Origin of the sequence: Streptomyces sp. NPDC056835 (assembly GCF_042789485.1) — a bacterium.
GTDB lineage: Bacteria > Actinomycetota > Actinomycetes > Streptomycetales > Streptomycetaceae > Streptomyces.
Genome location: NZ_JBHUBB010000007.1, coordinates 214224 through 229972, shown reverse-complemented (window position 1 = coordinate 229972; position 15749 = coordinate 214224). Strand labels below are relative to the sequence as shown.

The 15749-nt window shown below is 70.3% G+C and carries 14 protein-coding genes and 1 pseudogene; 7 read left to right on the top strand and 8 right to left on the bottom strand.

Going from position 1 to position 15749, the window contains the following annotated elements:
* Nucleotides 1-253: 253 nt before the first annotated feature.
* Nucleotides 254-961, bottom strand: coding sequence for a hypothetical protein (locus ACFRMN_RS10570; protein ID WP_383016384.1), 708 nt, complete (start codon nt 959-961; stop codon nt 254-256).
* 127 nt (nt 962-1088) lie between these two features.
* Nucleotides 1089-1320: pseudogene (locus tag ACFRMN_RS10565) on the bottom strand (hypothetical protein); the annotation flags it as partial.
* Between the two features lie 75 nt (nt 1321-1395).
* Between ACFRMN_RS10565 and ACFRMN_RS10560 the strand changes: the two are divergent.
* From ACFRMN_RS10560 to ACFRMN_RS10530, 7 genes are all read left to right on the top strand, one after another.
* Nucleotides 1396-2355, top strand: coding sequence for a DUF4232 domain-containing protein (locus ACFRMN_RS10560; protein WP_383016381.1), 960 nt, complete (start codon nt 1396-1398; stop codon nt 2353-2355).
* 173 nt (nt 2356-2528) lie between these two features.
* On the top strand, nt 2529-3470 hold the full coding sequence (locus ACFRMN_RS10555) for an ABC transporter ATP-binding protein (protein ID WP_383016378.1): 942 nt from the start codon (nt 2529-2531) through the stop codon (nt 3468-3470).
* Nucleotides 3470-4306: an ABC transporter permease gene (locus ACFRMN_RS10550; RefSeq protein ID WP_383016375.1), complete on the top strand. Its 837-nt coding sequence runs from the start codon at nt 3470-3472 to the stop codon at nt 4304-4306. Before ACFRMN_RS10555 ends, ACFRMN_RS10550 begins: the two co-directional genes overlap by 1 nt.
* Nucleotides 4307-4341: 35 nt before the next feature.
* The gene (locus tag ACFRMN_RS10545) at nt 4342-5709 is read left to right on the top strand and encodes a sensor histidine kinase (protein WP_383016372.1); all 1368 of its coding nucleotides are present in this window, start codon (nt 4342-4344) and stop codon (nt 5707-5709) included.
* Nucleotides 5706-6377: a response regulator gene (locus tag ACFRMN_RS10540; protein ID WP_383016369.1), complete on the top strand. Its 672-nt coding sequence runs from the start codon at nt 5706-5708 to the stop codon at nt 6375-6377. Before ACFRMN_RS10545 ends, ACFRMN_RS10540 begins: the two co-directional genes overlap by 4 nt.
* A gap of 49 nt (nt 6378-6426) precedes the next feature.
* Nucleotides 6427-6732: a PASTA domain-containing protein gene (locus ACFRMN_RS10535; RefSeq protein WP_383016366.1), complete on the top strand. Its 306-nt coding sequence runs from the start codon at nt 6427-6429 to the stop codon at nt 6730-6732.
* A gap of 318 nt (nt 6733-7050) precedes the next feature.
* Nucleotides 7051-7878: a lipase family protein gene (locus tag ACFRMN_RS10530; RefSeq protein WP_383016363.1), complete on the top strand. Its 828-nt coding sequence runs from the start codon at nt 7051-7053 to the stop codon at nt 7876-7878.
* A 109-nt stretch (nt 7879-7987) separates the two neighbouring features.
* Here ACFRMN_RS10530 and ACFRMN_RS10525 read toward each other — a convergent pair whose 3' ends face one another.
* The 6 genes from ACFRMN_RS10525 to ACFRMN_RS10500 form a co-directional block, all read right to left on the bottom strand.
* Nucleotides 7988-8770, bottom strand: coding sequence for a polysaccharide deacetylase family protein (locus tag ACFRMN_RS10525; RefSeq protein WP_383016360.1), 783 nt, complete (start codon nt 8768-8770; stop codon nt 7988-7990).
* A 224-nt stretch (nt 8771-8994) separates the two neighbouring features.
* The gene (locus ACFRMN_RS10520; RefSeq protein ID WP_383016357.1) at nt 8995-10773 is read right to left on the bottom strand and encodes a trypsin-like serine protease; all 1779 of its coding nucleotides are present in this window, start codon (nt 10771-10773) and stop codon (nt 8995-8997) included.
* A 403-nt stretch (nt 10774-11176) separates the two neighbouring features.
* The gene (locus ACFRMN_RS10515; RefSeq protein ID WP_383016355.1) at nt 11177-11776 is read right to left on the bottom strand and encodes a hypothetical protein; all 600 of its coding nucleotides are present in this window, start codon (nt 11774-11776) and stop codon (nt 11177-11179) included.
* Nucleotides 11777-12029: 253 nt separating this feature from the next.
* Entirely contained in the window at nt 12030-13679 is a 1650-nt protein-coding gene (locus tag ACFRMN_RS10510) for a glycoside hydrolase family 97 catalytic domain-containing protein (RefSeq protein ID WP_383016352.1), read from the bottom strand.
* Nucleotides 13680-13694: 15 nt separating this feature from the next.
* The gene (locus tag ACFRMN_RS10505) at nt 13695-14720 is read right to left on the bottom strand and encodes a glycoside hydrolase family 97 N-terminal domain-containing protein (protein WP_383016350.1); all 1026 of its coding nucleotides are present in this window, start codon (nt 14718-14720) and stop codon (nt 13695-13697) included.
* Nucleotides 14721-15001: 281 nt separating this feature from the next.
* Nucleotides 15002-15673, bottom strand: coding sequence for a hypothetical protein (locus ACFRMN_RS10500; protein WP_383016347.1), 672 nt, complete (start codon nt 15671-15673; stop codon nt 15002-15004).
* Nucleotides 15674-15749 lie beyond the last annotated feature (76 nt).

Sequence of the window (15749 nt, the reverse complement as noted above, 5' to 3'; positions counted from 1 at the left end):
CCGTTCGTGGAATATGCGGATCGAACTGGTGTCTCATTCGGGGAACCCGGCGTGCCCAGCACATGAGGTCAGGGCCTCCTGAACAGCTCTTGGCTGTTGAAGCCATAGGAGCATCGGGAGGCCCTGATGTCGCTGTCTTCCGTGGCGGTGCCGATGGCGCCCAACTCAGGCAGCCGGTCGTGTGACTGGGCCGGGCGACGACGGCGTCGGTGGCAGCGTGAAGTGCGGTGGGTCGGTGCTCGGCGCGGGTGGGTCAGACGATGATCGGCACGGAGTTGGCGGGGTTGGTGGCCCAGCCGGTGACGATGGGCTTGTCGACGGTGGCGGTGTCGGGGAGCTTGAGTTCGGCGGGGTTGGGGTCCTCTTCGCTGACGCCGATGATGACGTTCTCGAACTCCTTGCCGGAATCGCGGTTGGTGGTCTTGGGGTTGACGCCGGCGTAGGCGGCGGTGGAGCCGGTGAGCTTGATGGGGTCCTCGCCACCCTGCCCGACGGGGGAGGCGACGCCGTCGGCGCCGGACCCGAAGGACACGCTGGGGGTGTTGATATCCAGGTAGCAGGTGATGCCGGACTTGGCCTTGGCGGTGACGAGGAAGTAGCCGCCGGCCTGGGACTCCGAGGTGACCGTGAAGTCCAGGTCGTTGGTGCCGCAGGACTGCCCGTAGCCGCTCTTCCCGCCGTCGCCGGAGTCGGTCTTGTCGGTGGAACCGCTGGAGGCGGAGCTCTTCGATTCGCCGGAGCCGGAGCCGGAGCCGGAGTCGCTGGTGCTGGAGCCGGAGCCGTCCGTGGCGGAGCTGCCACCGTTGCCACCGGTGTCGGGGGATTCGGTGGAGGAGGAGGTCGCGTTGGCCGCGGCGTCGACGCCTTCGGGGCCGCACGCCGTGGTGGTGGCGGCGAGGGCCGTTACGGCAACGGCGGCCAGGAAGAGGCGGGCGGAACGGGCGGTGAGACGCGAACGCATCTTGATCTCCAGCGGTTGTCGGTTGCGGTGTTTCCTGCTGACACCGATGACACTAGGGCCGAGCCGATCCTGAAATGATCCTGTAAACGTCCGGGTTCTGTCTCAGCGACCGGGCGTTGCCCGATTCTCAGGAGATCGTGACGACACGCGCCCAGGGCGGCGGGGTGTCCGGGACGTAGTCGGGGTTTTCCTCGTCCACCGCGCTCGCCGGACGGGGAAAGAGTCCGACAACGGTGCGACAGGGAGGCTGCGCGGAGGGCCAAGGCGTCTGACCGTCCGTCAGGGCGACGATCACGTCCGGGCGGGGCCGGGAGCGGAGCGCCCGGGCGAAACCGGAGCGCAGATCCCCCACCGCCGCCACTTGTAACACCCCTGTGACCCGAACTGTGGCCTCCATCACCCGTGCGGGGTCCACGCCTTGATGAGATGACCGGATGAGCAGACCAGCCCCTCTTCGCCCACGCCTCGCCGCGACCGCGCCCTTCCTGGCGGCTCTCGCCGCGTTCGCTCCAATGCTCACGGCATGCGGGACGGAGAACGCGGGCGCCGGGAACACCGTCGCGAGCGCGGCCGTACCGCCGTCCCGCACGCAGGTCGACGATTCGGGCATGGACGGCGTACGGATCACCTCGTTGACCCTTCCGTCGGCTTCCCCCTCGCCCACCCGCAGCTTCTCCGTCTCCGCCGGCAGCCTCGGCCTGGACTCGGGGGTCATGGCCGCCTACGAGATCACCAACGAGGGCACCGAGACCCTGACTTACTCGGTTGTCTTCACCTTCATGAGCGGTGACGGCGGGGCCGTGACCAACCAGAGCGCGACCGTGCGCGACGTCCGCCCCGGGAAGACCGTGCGGGGCACGGTCCGGGCCGGGGACCTGCCGCCCTCCGCGCCGCGGGTGACGGGGGCCAAGGTGCTCGACGTGACCAAGGTCCCCGCGGGCGAGGCGCCGGTCGAGCCGGGCACGTGCCCCGCCTCCGGGATCCGGGTCAGCGCCGACGAGGGCGACGCGGCCATGGGACTGCGCGTCGTGGGTCTGCACCTCGACAACTGCGGCACGCGCGACTACACCGTCGAGGGCTACCCGCTGCTGGAACTCCTGGACGACGACCGCGAGCCCGTCGACGGCATCAAGATCCTCGACGGCAGCGGCGAGATCACCACCGGCGCCGGGCCCGACGGGCAGCCCCGGCCCGTCACGCTCAGGCCGGGCGAGTCGGCGACCGCCGGCCTGGTCTGGCGCAACACCACCGAGTCCGGTACGCCGGTGAACGTGCCCTATGTGCGGGTCCGGGTGAAGGCCGGCGCTGACCCGGTGACGGTGACCCCGGGCCTCGATCTCGGAACCACCGGAAAGCTCGGGGTCAACCCGTGGGAGAAGGCGGAGCCCCGGTAGGGCCAGGCCCCGCCGCCCGACTTGAGGATGACGGCTCACTGGTACCGCGGTACCAGTGACACCGCGAGGTATCGCCCTCGGTCCCAGAGATCCGGCCCGTCCTGCTCGTAGCGTCGAATGCGCGGGTCGCGGAGGTTCGCGGCCCGCGTTCGAGGAACGAGAGGACCGAAGCCATGATCGAGGCAAGTGAGCTGACCAAGCGGTACGGGGACAAGACGGTGGTCGACCGTCTGTCCTTCACCGCGAAGCCCGGTGAGGTGACGGGCTTCCTGGGGCCGAACGGTGCGGGAAAGTCGACGACCATGCGCATGATCGTCGGCCTGGACGCCCCGAGCGCGGGCTCGGTCACCGTCAATGGGCGCGCCTACGCCCGGCATGCCGCGCCGTTGCGGGAGATCGGCACCCTGCTGGACGCCAAGTCCGTCCACCCCGGGCGGAGCGCGTTCGGCCACCTGACGGCGCTCGCGCACACGCACGGCATTCCGCGCCGGCGGGTCGACGAGGTGATCGAGCTGGCCGGGCTGAGCAGCGTGGCCCACAAGCGGGTGGGTGCCTTCTCGCTCGGTATGGGCCAGCGGCTGGGTATCGCCGCCGCCCTGCTGGGCGACCCGGCGGTGATCATGCTGGACGAGCCGGTCAACGGCCTCGACCCGGAGGGCGTGCTGTGGGTGCGCAATCTGCTGTCCGGGCTGGCCGCCGAGGGCCGGGCCGTGCTGCTGTCCTCACACCTGATGAGCGAGATGGCATTGATCGCCGACCATCTGGTGATCATCGGGCGGGGGCAGCTGCTCGCGGACACCTCGCTCACGGACTTCACGCGGCAGGCCGGGGGCGGCGGGGTGAAGGTCGTCAGCGATGACGCCATGAAGCTGCGGGATCTGCTGGCCGCACCAGGGATCACCATCAGCTCCTCCTCCGACGAGGAACTGGTGATCCATGGGTGGACGGCCCGGGACATCGGTCTGTTCGCCGCCCAGTGCGGCTTCGCGCTGCGCGAACTGACCCCGCAGTCCGTCTCGTTGGAGACGGCCTTCATGGAACTCACCCGCGACGCCGTGGAGTACCACAGTTCCCCCGTGGACGCCCCTGCGGACACCGATCGGAAGGCCGCCTGATGATCCCCGCCACGCTTACCCGTCTATTCACCGATACCCACGTATCCACCGACCGCACCGGGTGGAAGGTGACCGGTCGGCGGGTGCTGCGATCGGAATGGAGCAAGTTCTGGTCGCTGCGCTCCAGCTGGATCACGCTCGCGGTCTCGGTGGCCGTACTGATCGCGTTCGGTGTGATCGCCGCCGCCCTGTACCGCCCGACCGCCGTCGGCCCCGGCGACGCCACGGCGATTGACGCCGTGAGCCTGGCCCTGACCGGCACATCCATGGCCGGGCTGATCGTCGGCGTGCTCGGGGTGCTGATGTCGGCGGGCGAGTACGGCACCGGAATGGTCCGCTCGACGTACGCCGCGGTGCCGCGGCGCGCACTGGTCCTGGCCTCGAAGAGTGCCGTGATCGGCTCGCTGGTGCTGGTCCTCGCCACGATCGGCGCGCTGGTCGCCTTCGGACTGGGCACGGTGGGTCTGCACGGCGAGAGGATCGCGCTGGCCCTGAGCGACGACGGCGTGCTGCGAAGCCTGGCCGGTGCCGGTGTCTACCTCGCGCTGTTCGCCATGCTCGGCGTGGCCCTGGGGTCGCTGGTCCGCTCCACCTCCGGGAGCATCGCCGCCCTGGTCGGCATCGTGATGCTCCTGCCCGGTCTGGCCGCGGTGCTGCCCGGTGACCTTCAGGACTCGCTCGATCCCTACTTTCCCGGCAACGCCGGTGCGGCCGTCTACTCCCTGCACACGGCGTCGGGCTCGCTGTCGCCCGGCGCGGGTTTCGTGGTGTTCGCCGGATGGGTGGCTCTCGCCCTGGCCGCGGCGGCCATCCGGTTGAAGCGGACCGACGTCTGACCGGCACAGCGATGGATACGGTGACAATGAGGCGCATGCGCCCTGACCGCGCGGCCACCACGGAGCAGGCCCCATCGACGGCACCGCCGCCGCTCGGGTCCGAGGGCGCCTGGGGACACCCGGCCCTGGGCGGTCTGCTGCGCCTCGGCCACCGTCTGCGGGAGCTGGACCGGCGGCATCCCTGGCTGCTCGACACCGCGGTGGTGCTGTGCGTCGCCGGACTGAGCCTGCCCGACCTGCTCTCCGAAGGCGCACACGCCGAGTACGAGGAAGCCGGGGCCCGCGCGCGGCTGCCGGCCGCCGTCCCGTACATCCTGTCCGCCGCGTTCACCGTGCCGCTGTGGTGGCGCCGTCGCGCCCCGGCCACCGTGTTCTTCGTGACCGTGGTGGTATCCCTGGTGCAGGTGGCGCTGGGACTGGCACTCTCGGCCGTCATCAGTTCGCTCGTCGCCCTGTACGCCCTGGCCCGGCACGGCTCCCTCGTCCTGCTGGGCTGGGCCGGGGCGGCATTCGCCGCCGAGACTCTGCTGTGGGCTTTCGTCATGGTGTCCGCGGAACACCGGGTGAGTGCCTTGCTCTCCCCACTGGTGGCGGCGATCGCGGCGATCGCCAGCGGTCTGACGGTACGGATCCGCCGGATGTACCTGACGTCGCTGGAAGACCGTGCCAGGCGCCTGGACATCGAACGGGACCAGCGCGCCAGACTCGCTGTCGCCGCCGAACGCACCCGCGTGGCCCGCGAGATGCACGACATCGTCGGCCACAGCCTTTCGGTCATGGTCACCCTCGCCGACGGCGCCGGGACCCTGGCCGCCCGCGACAACGAGCGCGCGGCTCCGGCCCTGCGCATCCTGGCCGACACCGGCCGGCAGGCCATAGGCGAACTACGGCGCGTACTGGGCATCCTGCGCGAGGACGAGGACAAGGCGGACCGACGGCTCAGCCCGCAGCCCGGCGTCGACGACCTGGACGCGCTCCTCGCCCGGGTCCGCGCGGCGGGCCTGGCGGTGGCCTACCGCACCACGGGCGACCTCGGCGCGCTCGGCAGCGGGCTTCAGCTCGCCGTGTACCGCATCGTCCAGGAGGCCCTGACCAACACCCTCAAACACGCCGGTCCTGCCGCAGGCACGGAGGTCGCCGTGACCGCCGAGGCAGGTACGGTACGCATCCGCGTCACCGACACCGGCACACCGCCCGACGCTCCCGCTCCCGCGCCCGCGGCGCCCGCGGCAGCGGCCGACGAGCCCGGCCACGGACTGATCGGCATCCGCCAGCGCGCCGCGCTCTACGGCGGCACCGTCACCATCGGCGCGCGCGACGACCGGCCCGGCTGGCTCGTGGACGTCCGGCTCGACGCGACCACCGATCCCGCGCACGGGAGGGAGGTCGGACACGCGTCATGACCACCACCGTGCTGATCGTCGACGACCAACCCCTCCAGCGCCTCGGCTTCCGCATGCTCCTCGAAGGCACCGCCGGCGTGACCCCGGTCGGCGAGGCCGCGCACGGGGCCGAGGCCGTGCGCCTGGCGGCCGAACTACGGCCGGACGTCGTCCTCATGGACGTCCGTATGCCCGGCATGGACGGACTGGAAGCCACGCGCCGGATCGTCGCCACCGGCGGGCGCACCCGCGTCCTCATCGTGACCACCTTCGACCTGGACGAGTACGCCTACGAGGGCCTGCGGGCCGGAGCCAGCGGCTTCCTGCTCAAGAACGCCCGCCCCGAGGAACTGGTGGCGGGCATCCAGGCGGTGGCCACCGGCGACGCCGTCGTGGCCCCGAGCCTGACCCGGCGCCTGCTGGACGCGTACGCCCACCAGGTACTCGCCCCGGCCGACCCCACATCGTTCACGGACCCCCGGCTCCAGGAACTCAGCTACCGGGAACGCGAGGTCCTGATCGCGATCGGCAACGGATGGACCAACACCGAGATCGCCGAACGGCTCGTCCTGTCCGAGTCGACCGTGAAGAAACACGTCAGCCGGATCCTCGCGAAGATCGGTGCGCGTGACCGCGTCCAGGCCGTGATCCTCGCGTACGACGCCGGCCTCGTCAGGCCCAAACACTGACCGTGCCCACTCCTCGTCACCCGCAAGACGAACACTGGGAGAGCGCCCGATGCGCAAGCTTCTCGTCGCAGCCGTGATCATCGTCGCCCTGCTGGCCCTGTCGAACCACAGCAAGAACCAACGGGCGACCCTGCCCGATCTGCACGGCCTCACGCTGTCCCACGCCCAGAGCCGGGCCCGCGCCGAGGGCTTCAACCGCATCGAGTCCAGCGACGCCACCCGCGAAGACCGGGCCCAACTGCTCGCCGGCAACTGGAAGGTGTGCTCCCAGATACCGGAGCCCGGAGTCCATCCCGTGACCACCCCGGTCGAGGTGACCGTGGTCAGGACCGGCGAACAGTGCCCGCGCACCTGATCGCCGGAGAGGACAGCCTCCGGTGTCGTCGGACCGGTGGTACCCATAACCGAAACCGCGGGTGATCGTTTCCCTCGGCATGAGCCTTCGCTCCACGCTCGCGGTCGCCGCCACCGCCGTCGTTGCCCTCAGCACCCTTACCGGCGTTGCCACCACCTCCGCGTCGGCCTCAACGCCAAGGACTTGTGGCCGGCGACCGAATCCGTTCATCCACATTTGATGCCAATTCCGATCCTCGCCCTCTGCTGAGAACCGGGGATCGGAAACCCCATTCATCCGCGCGGGGCAATCCCGCCGCGGCTTTTCCGGAGGACACCGATGGCCACCCCCGCCCTGGACCACTCCACGACCAGCTACTCCCTCCCGCACGCCTACTGGATGGCACAGGCCGCCGGCCTGGCCTCGCTCGACCCGGCCGGCATCGAGGCCCAGGCGGCCGCGTGGGGTTTCGGTGAGGTGCGGCACTTCGAGTCGGCACACCGGATGCCGTTCCCGATCGAGGACACCCAGGCCTACGTCATGGCCGGCGACCGCATGATCGTCACCGGCTTCCGGGGCACCGAGGTCGCGAAGATCTATGACTGGCTGACCGACATCGACGCACCGCCCGTCCCCGGACCCGCGAAGAAGGGCTTCGTCCACCACGGCTTCCACCAGGCCCTCCAGTCCGTCTACCCCCAGATCCGCGACACCATCCAGGAACTGCGCACCAACGGGCAGAGCATCTGGTTCACCGGCCACAGCCTCGGCGGAGCCCTGGCGATGCTGGCCGGCACCCGCTGGTACTTCGAGGAGCCGCGGCTGCTGCCCGACGGCGTCTACACCTTCGGCCAGCCCCGCACCTGCGAACGGCTGCTCGCCGGCGCGCACAACACGGCGTTCAGGAACCGCTGCTACCGCTTCGTCAACAACAACGACATCGTTCCCCACCTTCCGCCCGAGCCCGCCTACACGCACGTCGAAGCACTCCGCTACTTCGACGCCGACGGCGGACTCCACAAGGCGATGCCGCTGATGGCCAGGCTTCAGGACCGGGCCAAGGGACTGCGCGCCGAACTCTTCGCCCCCGAGACCGACGTCATCAAGGATCACCACCTGTCGAACTACCTGGCCGCGTTCGAGAAGAACCTCGCCAAGACCGGCTGAGCACCCGACTGCCGTCCGGGCGGCTTTCGGCAGTGGCCGGGTTCCGCTGTTCATATCCGTCTACTGGTACCGGCGGCCCGGGTCGGTATTCGGTGCGGGCGAGCCTCACTCACCGCACGGGCAAGCCGAAGGAGTACCCCTGCTCCCTCAGCCAGGGCAGCACCTCGCGCAGAGCGGCCAGGGTCTGGGAGCGGTCCCCTCCCGCGTCGTGGAAGAGGACGGTCGGCCCGTCGGAGATCTCCCTCTTGACGGTGGCGACCATGGTGTCCACGCCGGGACGCTCGAAGTCTTTGGAGTCGACGTTCCAGCCCAGCGGGCGCATCCCCCGGGACGCGGCGAGCTGCCTGCTGTACGGGGTGAACGCACCGCCCGGGGCCCGGTAGTACTCCGGCCGGACGCCTCCGGACGCCTTGGTGATCATGCGTTCGGCGTCCAGGATCTGCTGGGACTGGTAGGCCTCGGACTTGGTGTCCATGGCGGTGTCGTGCGAGACCGTGTGGTTGCACAGCCGATGCCCGGCCGCCACGACCGCCTTGACCAGGTCCGGGTACGCCTCGGCCTGTGTGCCCACCATGCAGAACGTGGCCTTCACACTGTTGTCCTCCAGCAGTTGCAGCACCTGCGGCGTCCAGACCGGGTCCGGTCCGTCGTCGATGGTGATGTTGACGCCCCGGGGTCCGCGGTCCGAGGCGTGCGCGATGTCCGCCGCCACCTTGGCCACTGTCCGGTCCTGGGGCCGGGCGTCCGGCGCCGAGACACCCGCCTGCGGCTGCCGGTCTCCGCCGGAGTGGGCTTGCGCGGTCCACACCGAGGTGGCAGCGGCCGCCACTGTCACCCCGAGCGCCGCCGCGAGAAGCCGGCCGTGCCATCCCCTTCCCTTACGCCTTGCCATGTCCGCCCGCCCCTTCGCTGTCTCCGCCGATGTCGTGCACCCATGAAGACATACGAACGCCCGTGCAAGATCCCTCTGTTACCGATCACAGACGAATCCGCAGAGGGCCGGCGACAAACGCGGGACTGCCGCGACAGACGAGGGGGCGCGCCCTGCCACTTGGCTCATCGTTGTCCGGAACCGGCGGGCGGGCCGGCCGGAACGGCCGGGCCGCCCGCCGCCGTTCAGAACAGCAGGTTGTACTTGTTGTAGCCGTCGGCCAGCCACTTGCGCGAGCCGAAGATGTCCACGTTCGCCTTGCCGGTGCCCGGGTACAGCCACAGGGTGCCGTTGGAGTCCCGCGCCATGATGTCCGCGCGGCCGTCGCCGTTGACATCGCCGGAGGCGATCAGCGCCGTGAAGTTCCAGCCGGTGCGGACGGTGACGCGGGCCGAGAACGGCGCGGTGGCGCTGCCCGTGCCCCGGTACAGGAACACCTTGTTGAGGGTGTCGCGGACCAGGAGGTCGGGCTTGCCGTCACCGCTGTAGTCGCCGCGGCCGAAGATCTTGTAGCCCTTCAGCGACCCGGTGGCGAACTTGACCCGCGCGTTGTACTCGCCGTTGCCCTTGCCCGGGTACACCCAGCCGTTGCCGTCCGTGTCGGTGGCCACCAGGTCGGGGCGGCCGTCCCCGGTGACATCACCGGGGAGGGCGTACGAGGGGTAGGCCGCCCACACCGTCGTCACGACGATGTCCTTCATCGTTCCGGTGAGCGGGTCGCCCTTCAACAGGTGCAGCCGGCCGTCGGCCTTGTCCCGGAGCAGGATGTCCCAGCCGCCGTCCCGGTCGATGTCCGTCTGCAGGGCCCAGGACAGGGACTGCCAGCCCGACCCGAAGGTCGTGGCCGGGTTGAGAGAGGTGCCCTTGCTGGTCTGGACGGACAGGTTCCCGGATGACGACCGCACCACCAGGTCCGCACGGCCGTCGTAGTTGTAGTCGGTGTCGTTGATCCGTGGCTCGGCCGCCCAGGTGTACGGCGACACCTTGGTGAACACCGAGTAGGCGCCCTTGGCCGTGCAGCCCTCGACACCCCACGAGACGATGCCGATGACCTTGCCGCCGACGATCAGCGGACCACCCGAGTCACCGCTGCAGGTGGCCTTGGTGCCCGCGTCGGAGCCGGTGGCCGGGGTGCCGGCGCAGATCATGCCGCCCTCGAAGAAGTAGTCCTTGCCCAGGATCTTCTGCATCGAGGTGTTGCAGGTGGTGTCACTGACCAGCGGCAGGGTGACCTTGCGCAGGTTCGTGGCCAACGCGTCCGACGTGCCCGAGGTGACCCCCCAGCCGTAGACGGTGGCGGTGGTGCCCGCCTTGTACAGCGCGCTGTCCTGCGTCTGGGCCAGCCGCAGCCACTGCTGCTTCAGCGGCGTGTCCAGGGTGAGCACGGCGATGTCGTTGCGCACCGTCGCGTCGTCGTACGAAGGGTGCTGCCACTGGCGCGCGACGCCGGTGAGGACGCCGTTCGACTCGGTGCTGGTCACCCCTGCGTTGACGGCGCCGTAGCTGCGCCAGTCGAGTCCGTCCACGCAGTGCGCGGCGGTGAGCACCTTGTTGGGGGCGACCAGGGTGCCCCCGCAGAAGTAGTACTCGCCGGCGGCCTCGTCGGCGTACCACAGCTGGACCATCCACGGCGCGGTGGCGATGGTGGTCCCGGTGCCGCCGATGATGAACGGCGACGGCGTGCTCGTGTCACCCGCCGTGCTCGGCTTCGTGGGCGCGGCTGCCGCCGGCTCCTCGGCCCGCTGGGCGGCGACCGCGCGGCCGGCGGAGACCACGCGCTCGCGCAGGGTGGCCTCGTCGGTGACGGTCTTGTCGGCGGTGACACGGGTAGTGCCGGCGCCCGTGAGGGCGGGGCCGTCCACCGCCTGGGCAGGGCCCGCCATGGGCAGCGCGAGAGCCAGCGCCGCACCCGACAGGCAGAAAAGGGCCGCGCGGCGTATGAAGCCGCGCTTGACAGGTATCACTCGGTGTCTCCGGATCCCCCAGGAAAGAACATCGGACTGCCCGAGGGACACACAGGCTGACGGCACTCAAGAATCGGCGGCTCGGACAACTTGGCCACCCCCCACCGCGGAGCCCCCCTCCGGCGAGGTGATGCTAGGCCCCGGCGGCGGGGCCCGGCCACCGCCCGAGGCGTACTCGGCGAAGTGTTCACCGAAAAGTTTCCTATTGCTGTGAGAAATCCGCTCCGGTCAGGCCGTTGAGCACGGCTGCCGCGCCGGTGCCTCCCATAACGGGGTGCGTTCCGAATCGCACAGCCCGGGGGCGTCCGGCACGCACGTACACACGCACGTCGCAGACGCCCCCGGGCCCGCCCTTCAGGCGGAGGACGCCACTTAGGGCTTGCTCGCCCCTGTTACCGCCGGGTCAGATCGTCGGTGTGTCATCAACGATCTCCTTGTGCGGTTCGACAATGAACCTCCAGCCATCGCTGGGCTCCAGGAACCGCACTCGGGTCGGGTAGATGTCCAAGGCGCGGCGGTCACGGTTCTGACCGCTCGCGTTCTTCCGCCCCCGGGTCGGCTCCTCGAACAGGTCGACCTTGACATCCGGTACCGCGACGACTTCCTCGCTCCAGCGCTGAACGATTCCCACGCCGAACGCGTCCCGCGCGGCGGAATAAAGCGAATCCAGGGATTCCTTGCTCCCGTCGGGCACGAAGAGGGCGAGGTTCAGGAGAACGCCGGCACTCTGCAGAACCTCGATTTCCTCCCCGGCTTTGTCGGCGACCCAGATCCCGCGCCCTTCGGCATCGTCCGGGAGGACATGGATTTCCTCACCGAAGATCGTCCTCGCGGTGAAGGACCCTCCCTCAAAATTCTTACCCGGCTCCGTAAGGAAAGCCGGGGCGTAGCAGTCGAGAGGAAGGCCATCCATCTCTGCCGAGACGAAGATGCCGTCCTGGAGGCCCAGTTGTGAAACCTCCTCGGCCGCAAGACGTCGAGCCGTAACCTTCTCGGTATTCACGCCATTCCCCTTTTTTCGCGGCGTCCTGTGAATTCAACAGGACTCTATCACGAAAACGACCGGCCAGTTCCCGTTACCCATGCCCGCGCGCTCAAGCCAGTACTGGTCAACTCTCCGAGTAATTCCTTCCGGCAGAACAGCGGACGAATCCTCTCGCATTCGCGGATAAACGCGAAAGCCCCGTTAACCGCTTCGGCGGTTTTCCGGAAACCAAGTCAGTCGTCAAGTGGAATGCGAGCCGGCTCAACACGCCCTATGCCTCCTTCTCCCGCAGTCGCCCGTCCGCCCAGTCCCCGTGGTCCGAGTCGATGCCGTCGCCGCCGTCCGTGACGCGCAGCGTCAGCCGGCGCACCCCGCTCACGTCGACGTCGAACGCGTACGCCGCGTCCGCCGGCCCCAGCACACCGCTGGCGGCCAGGACCCGGCCGTCGCCGATGACCTCGAAGACCACCGAGCCCTTGTCCGGCTTCTCCTCGTCGATGCCGGTCCAGGCCGCGAAGCGGTCGTACGCGCCGTTCAGATCGACGGTCACCTCGGACCGCGCGTGCACCCCGAGCCCCTTGTCGTACGTCGCGGCGCCGAGCCGCAGCGGGCCGCCGTCGCCCGCGCCGTTCTCGCCGTTGGACAGGTCGCGCTCGACCGGGCCCCAGCCGTTCGTCTCGGAGACGAACGGCAACGAGCTGACGTACACGGTGCCTTCGCGCGCCACGAAGACACGCACCGTGCGCTCGACCGTCAGCGGCGGCGCGCCCCGCGGGGCGTCCGGGTCCCGGTAGGCCACCGTGACCGGGATCTCCGTCGCCCCGTACACCGGGTCCGCGGGGACCGTGACCCGCCAGGACGCCGTCAGTTCGGCGCCGTCGGCCAGCTCGTCCGCCGTCGCGCCGGCGCCGTCCACCGCCCAGCCGTCGGGGGTACGGGCGCTCAGCGTCACGTCCTCGGCGGGGCCCGCCTCGTCCAGCACGAAGCTCGCCTCGACGTCGACCGTCGTCGCCGGCCGGGCGTCGGCCTTCGCGGGGGTGACGGACAACGTGCCGACCGGCACCGCGTCCACGGGCCGGTCGCAGCTCTCGCGGCCCGGCACGGCGCGGCAGAGCTGGGCGACGAAGCCCCCGTCCGCCGGCACCGGTACCTCGATCGTGTCCTGCCGGCCCAGCACCTGGCTGTGCCTGACCAGCCCGTCGGTGCCGTCCCGCACGACATCGACCCGCCACGAACCGGGTCCCAGGAACGTCAGCGGCACCCGCTCCGTACCCGCGTCGCCCGCCCTGACGGAGCCGAGGAACCACCGGTCGCCGTTCCTGCGCGCGAAGGTCGCCCCCTCTCCGGGCGCGCCCGCGACGAGCCGGCTCTCGTCCCAGACGGTCGGGACCTGTTCGAGGAACCGGGCGACCTCGGGGCGGGCCCGGTACGCCTCGACGCTGCCCGCGTAGTTCTGGAACCCGGACTCGTACACGACGGAGAGCGCCAGCTCGGCGGCCTCGGTGTTGTTGCGCTGCCCGAACTGGAAGCCCATGGGGGTGAAATCCATGGAGCCCACCACGTTGCGGGTGTAGGGCAGCGTCGCCATGTCGTCGGCCTGGACATCGCCCTGCTCGGCGCCGTGCACGCCTTCCATCGCCATGACGTGCGGCCAGGTGCGCTGGATGCCGTGCGGGAGGGTCGAGCCGTGGAAGTTGACCATCAGCTCGCGGTCGGCGGTCTCCCGAAGGATCTCGTCGTACCACTCCATGCGTTCGCGTGAGTCGGAGTCCATGAAGTCGATCTTCAGTCCGGCGGCGCCCCACCTCTTGACCTTGTCGAGCTGCTCCGTGCGCTCGGCGGCGGTGTCGAGATCGGTCCAGTGCATCCACAACAGGACGCCCACGCCGCGCCGTTCGGCGTACTCCATCAGCCGCGGCATCCAGTCGGTGGTGTTCTAGCCGTCGTCGACCAGGGAGTACTCCCAGCCGTGCGCCGCCGCGTAGTCCACGAACCGCTGCTGGGTCTCCAGGCTGCGCTGCGCCGCGCCGAAGCCGGCGAGCCAGGACCAGGCGACCGTGCCGGGGCGGATCCAGGAGGTGTCAGCGACGCGGGAGGGCGGAGCCAGGTCGTCCACGAGCGTGGACTCGGTCACGGTGGCGAGATCGCCCGCGATCACGGTCCGCCAGGGGGTCGCGAGGGGCCCGTCGGAGGGTGCGGGCACGGAGGGGTCGGCCAGCGCCACGTCATAGCGACCGCTGCCCGCCGTGTGCACGACGCGGCTCGCGGGATAGCGGCCGTCGACATCCGCCTCGGAGAGCAGGACGTGTTCGTCGCCCACCTGGAAGAGCGCGGGGTAGGCGTACTGTCCGCTCTCCGCGCCGGCTGCGGTCGTACCGTCGTACGGCTGCTCGTAGTTGACCGAGTAGTCGCTCAGCCGGGCGGGCGCGTCGCCCGGCAGCACGAAGCCGGACGCCTCGCGCAGCACGGCGCCCGAGCCGCCGCCGTCGCCGTCATCGCCGCCGCCGTCGCCGCCGCCGCCGGGGAGTACGTAGCGGTACGCGACTCCGTCGTCCGCCGCGCGCACGACCAGATCGACCCGGGCCCCGCCCTCCCCTCGCAGGGTGAAGCGCGACTCGGCCATGTCGACGGTGCGACGGCGCTCCTTGCCGACGACGGTGGTGTACCGCTCCGCGATACGACGGTCCTCACGGTCCACCAGGCGCAGCCCGCGCGTCAGGTCCGCGCCCTCGGTGACGATGCCGACGGGCGAGGGCTCCACGAGGGTGCGACTCCCGTCGCGTACGGCGAGGGTGACGGAGCCGTCGGCGGGGTCGAGCCGTACGGCGGCGGCGGGCCCGCCACGGGACACGGTCCAGGCGGAGCCGTCGGTCCGGCCCGGGACACCGGGCCGGGTGTCACTCCCGTCGCCCTGAGCCACTGCCGGGGTCCCCAGGCACAGCACCCCCGCGAGTGCGGTCACACACGCGGCACGTAATCGATGGGCTGGACTCGGTCCGCTGTTCGTCATCGCTTGTCCCTCTCACTCGGGAGCGGCGCGTCGTGGGTGCGGCCGCGGCCGCACCCACCTGGCAAACACGGGGCGCGAGTTGAGGACGACAGGGCTGAGCCTGAAGGGGCGCCCGTGCTGCGGATTGTCCGCCGGAATCCACCGGATCCGCCAGGGTCTGTCGCACAGAATCCAACAGAATCCATAACGCGCCTACGAGGCCGCGCGGATAGGCCGCGCGGCCTCTTACTCCTCTAGACCTTGTCGAGCCAGATCACGATCCCGGTCAGGTCGTTGAGCACGGCCGCGACGCCGGCCCTGATGGCCGCCGCGCAGCGCTCGGTGGTGAACGAGTCGGGGTCGTACGTCGAGGACGCGCCGAGCCCTTCGCCACGGAACGACGCGCCGGACCAGTCGACCGCCGTGACGTTGTCGGTGGGCTCGGCCAGCTCCGCTCCCACGACGAGGAACGGCTGTGACAGGTGGTTGGGGGTGACCATCGCGAGGGGGTCGATCAGGTCGTTGCCCGCGCTGACGATGAGGTCGGGGCGCATCTCCATGGCTTTGCTGATGCTGGGTATGAAGTCGTGGGAGGTGTCGGCGACGACCGTTCTGAGGTCGACGTGCTCCTCCTCGGCCCAGCCCTTGACCGCCGTCACAAGGGCCTTGGTCGGACGGTCGTCACCCGTGGTGAGCAGTACCACGCGGTAGTCCTTGGAGGGGTGGACCCCGGTCCAGGAGCCGGGCCGGGGCGTCGCGGTCGCCTCCGGAGCGAGCGAGGCGGAGGGGTCGACGAACCCCCGGCCGAGAGTGCCGATGGCGGTGGGCTCAGGATGCGGCCGTGACCAGTCGTCGCCGGAGCCGCATCCGGTGACGAGCGCGGCGGCCGCGGCCAGCGTGGCGACGGCCCGAAGCGGGGAGCGCAAGGCGATCTTCCTCCGAGTGGTGGTGGATGGTGCGCCTACATCCTCCTATCCAGGTTTCTGCCTCCTTCCTTCTCGG

Excerpts from the sequence above, each read along its gene's own strand:
- ACFRMN_RS10570 (WP_383016384.1), bottom strand. The coding sequence starts at position 961 with ATGCGTTCGCGTCTCACCGCCCGTTCCGCCCGCCTCTTCCTGGCCGCC.
- ACFRMN_RS10560 (WP_383016381.1), top strand. The coding sequence starts at position 1,396 with ATGAGCAGACCAGCCCCTCTTCGCCCACGCCTCGCCGCGACCGCGCCC.
- ACFRMN_RS10555 (WP_383016378.1), top strand. The coding sequence starts at position 2,529 with ATGATCGAGGCAAGTGAGCTGACCAAGCGGTACGGGGACAAGACGGTG.
- ACFRMN_RS10550 (WP_383016375.1), top strand. The coding sequence starts at position 3,470 with ATGATCCCCGCCACGCTTACCCGTCTATTCACCGATACCCACGTATCC.
- ACFRMN_RS10545 (WP_383016372.1), top strand. The coding sequence starts at position 4,342 with ATGCGCCCTGACCGCGCGGCCACCACGGAGCAGGCCCCATCGACGGCA.
- ACFRMN_RS10540 (WP_383016369.1), top strand. The coding sequence starts at position 5,706 with ATGACCACCACCGTGCTGATCGTCGACGACCAACCCCTCCAGCGCCTC.
- ACFRMN_RS10535 (WP_383016366.1), top strand. The coding sequence starts at position 6,427 with ATGCGCAAGCTTCTCGTCGCAGCCGTGATCATCGTCGCCCTGCTGGCC.
- ACFRMN_RS10530 (WP_383016363.1), top strand. The coding sequence starts at position 7,051 with ATGGCCACCCCCGCCCTGGACCACTCCACGACCAGCTACTCCCTCCCG.
- ACFRMN_RS10525 (WP_383016360.1), bottom strand. The coding sequence starts at position 8,770 with ATGGCAAGGCGTAAGGGAAGGGGATGGCACGGCCGGCTTCTCGCGGCG.
- ACFRMN_RS10510 (WP_383016352.1), bottom strand. The coding sequence starts at position 13,679 with ATGCCGCGGCTGATGGAGTACGCCGAACGGCGCGGCGTGGGCGTCCTG.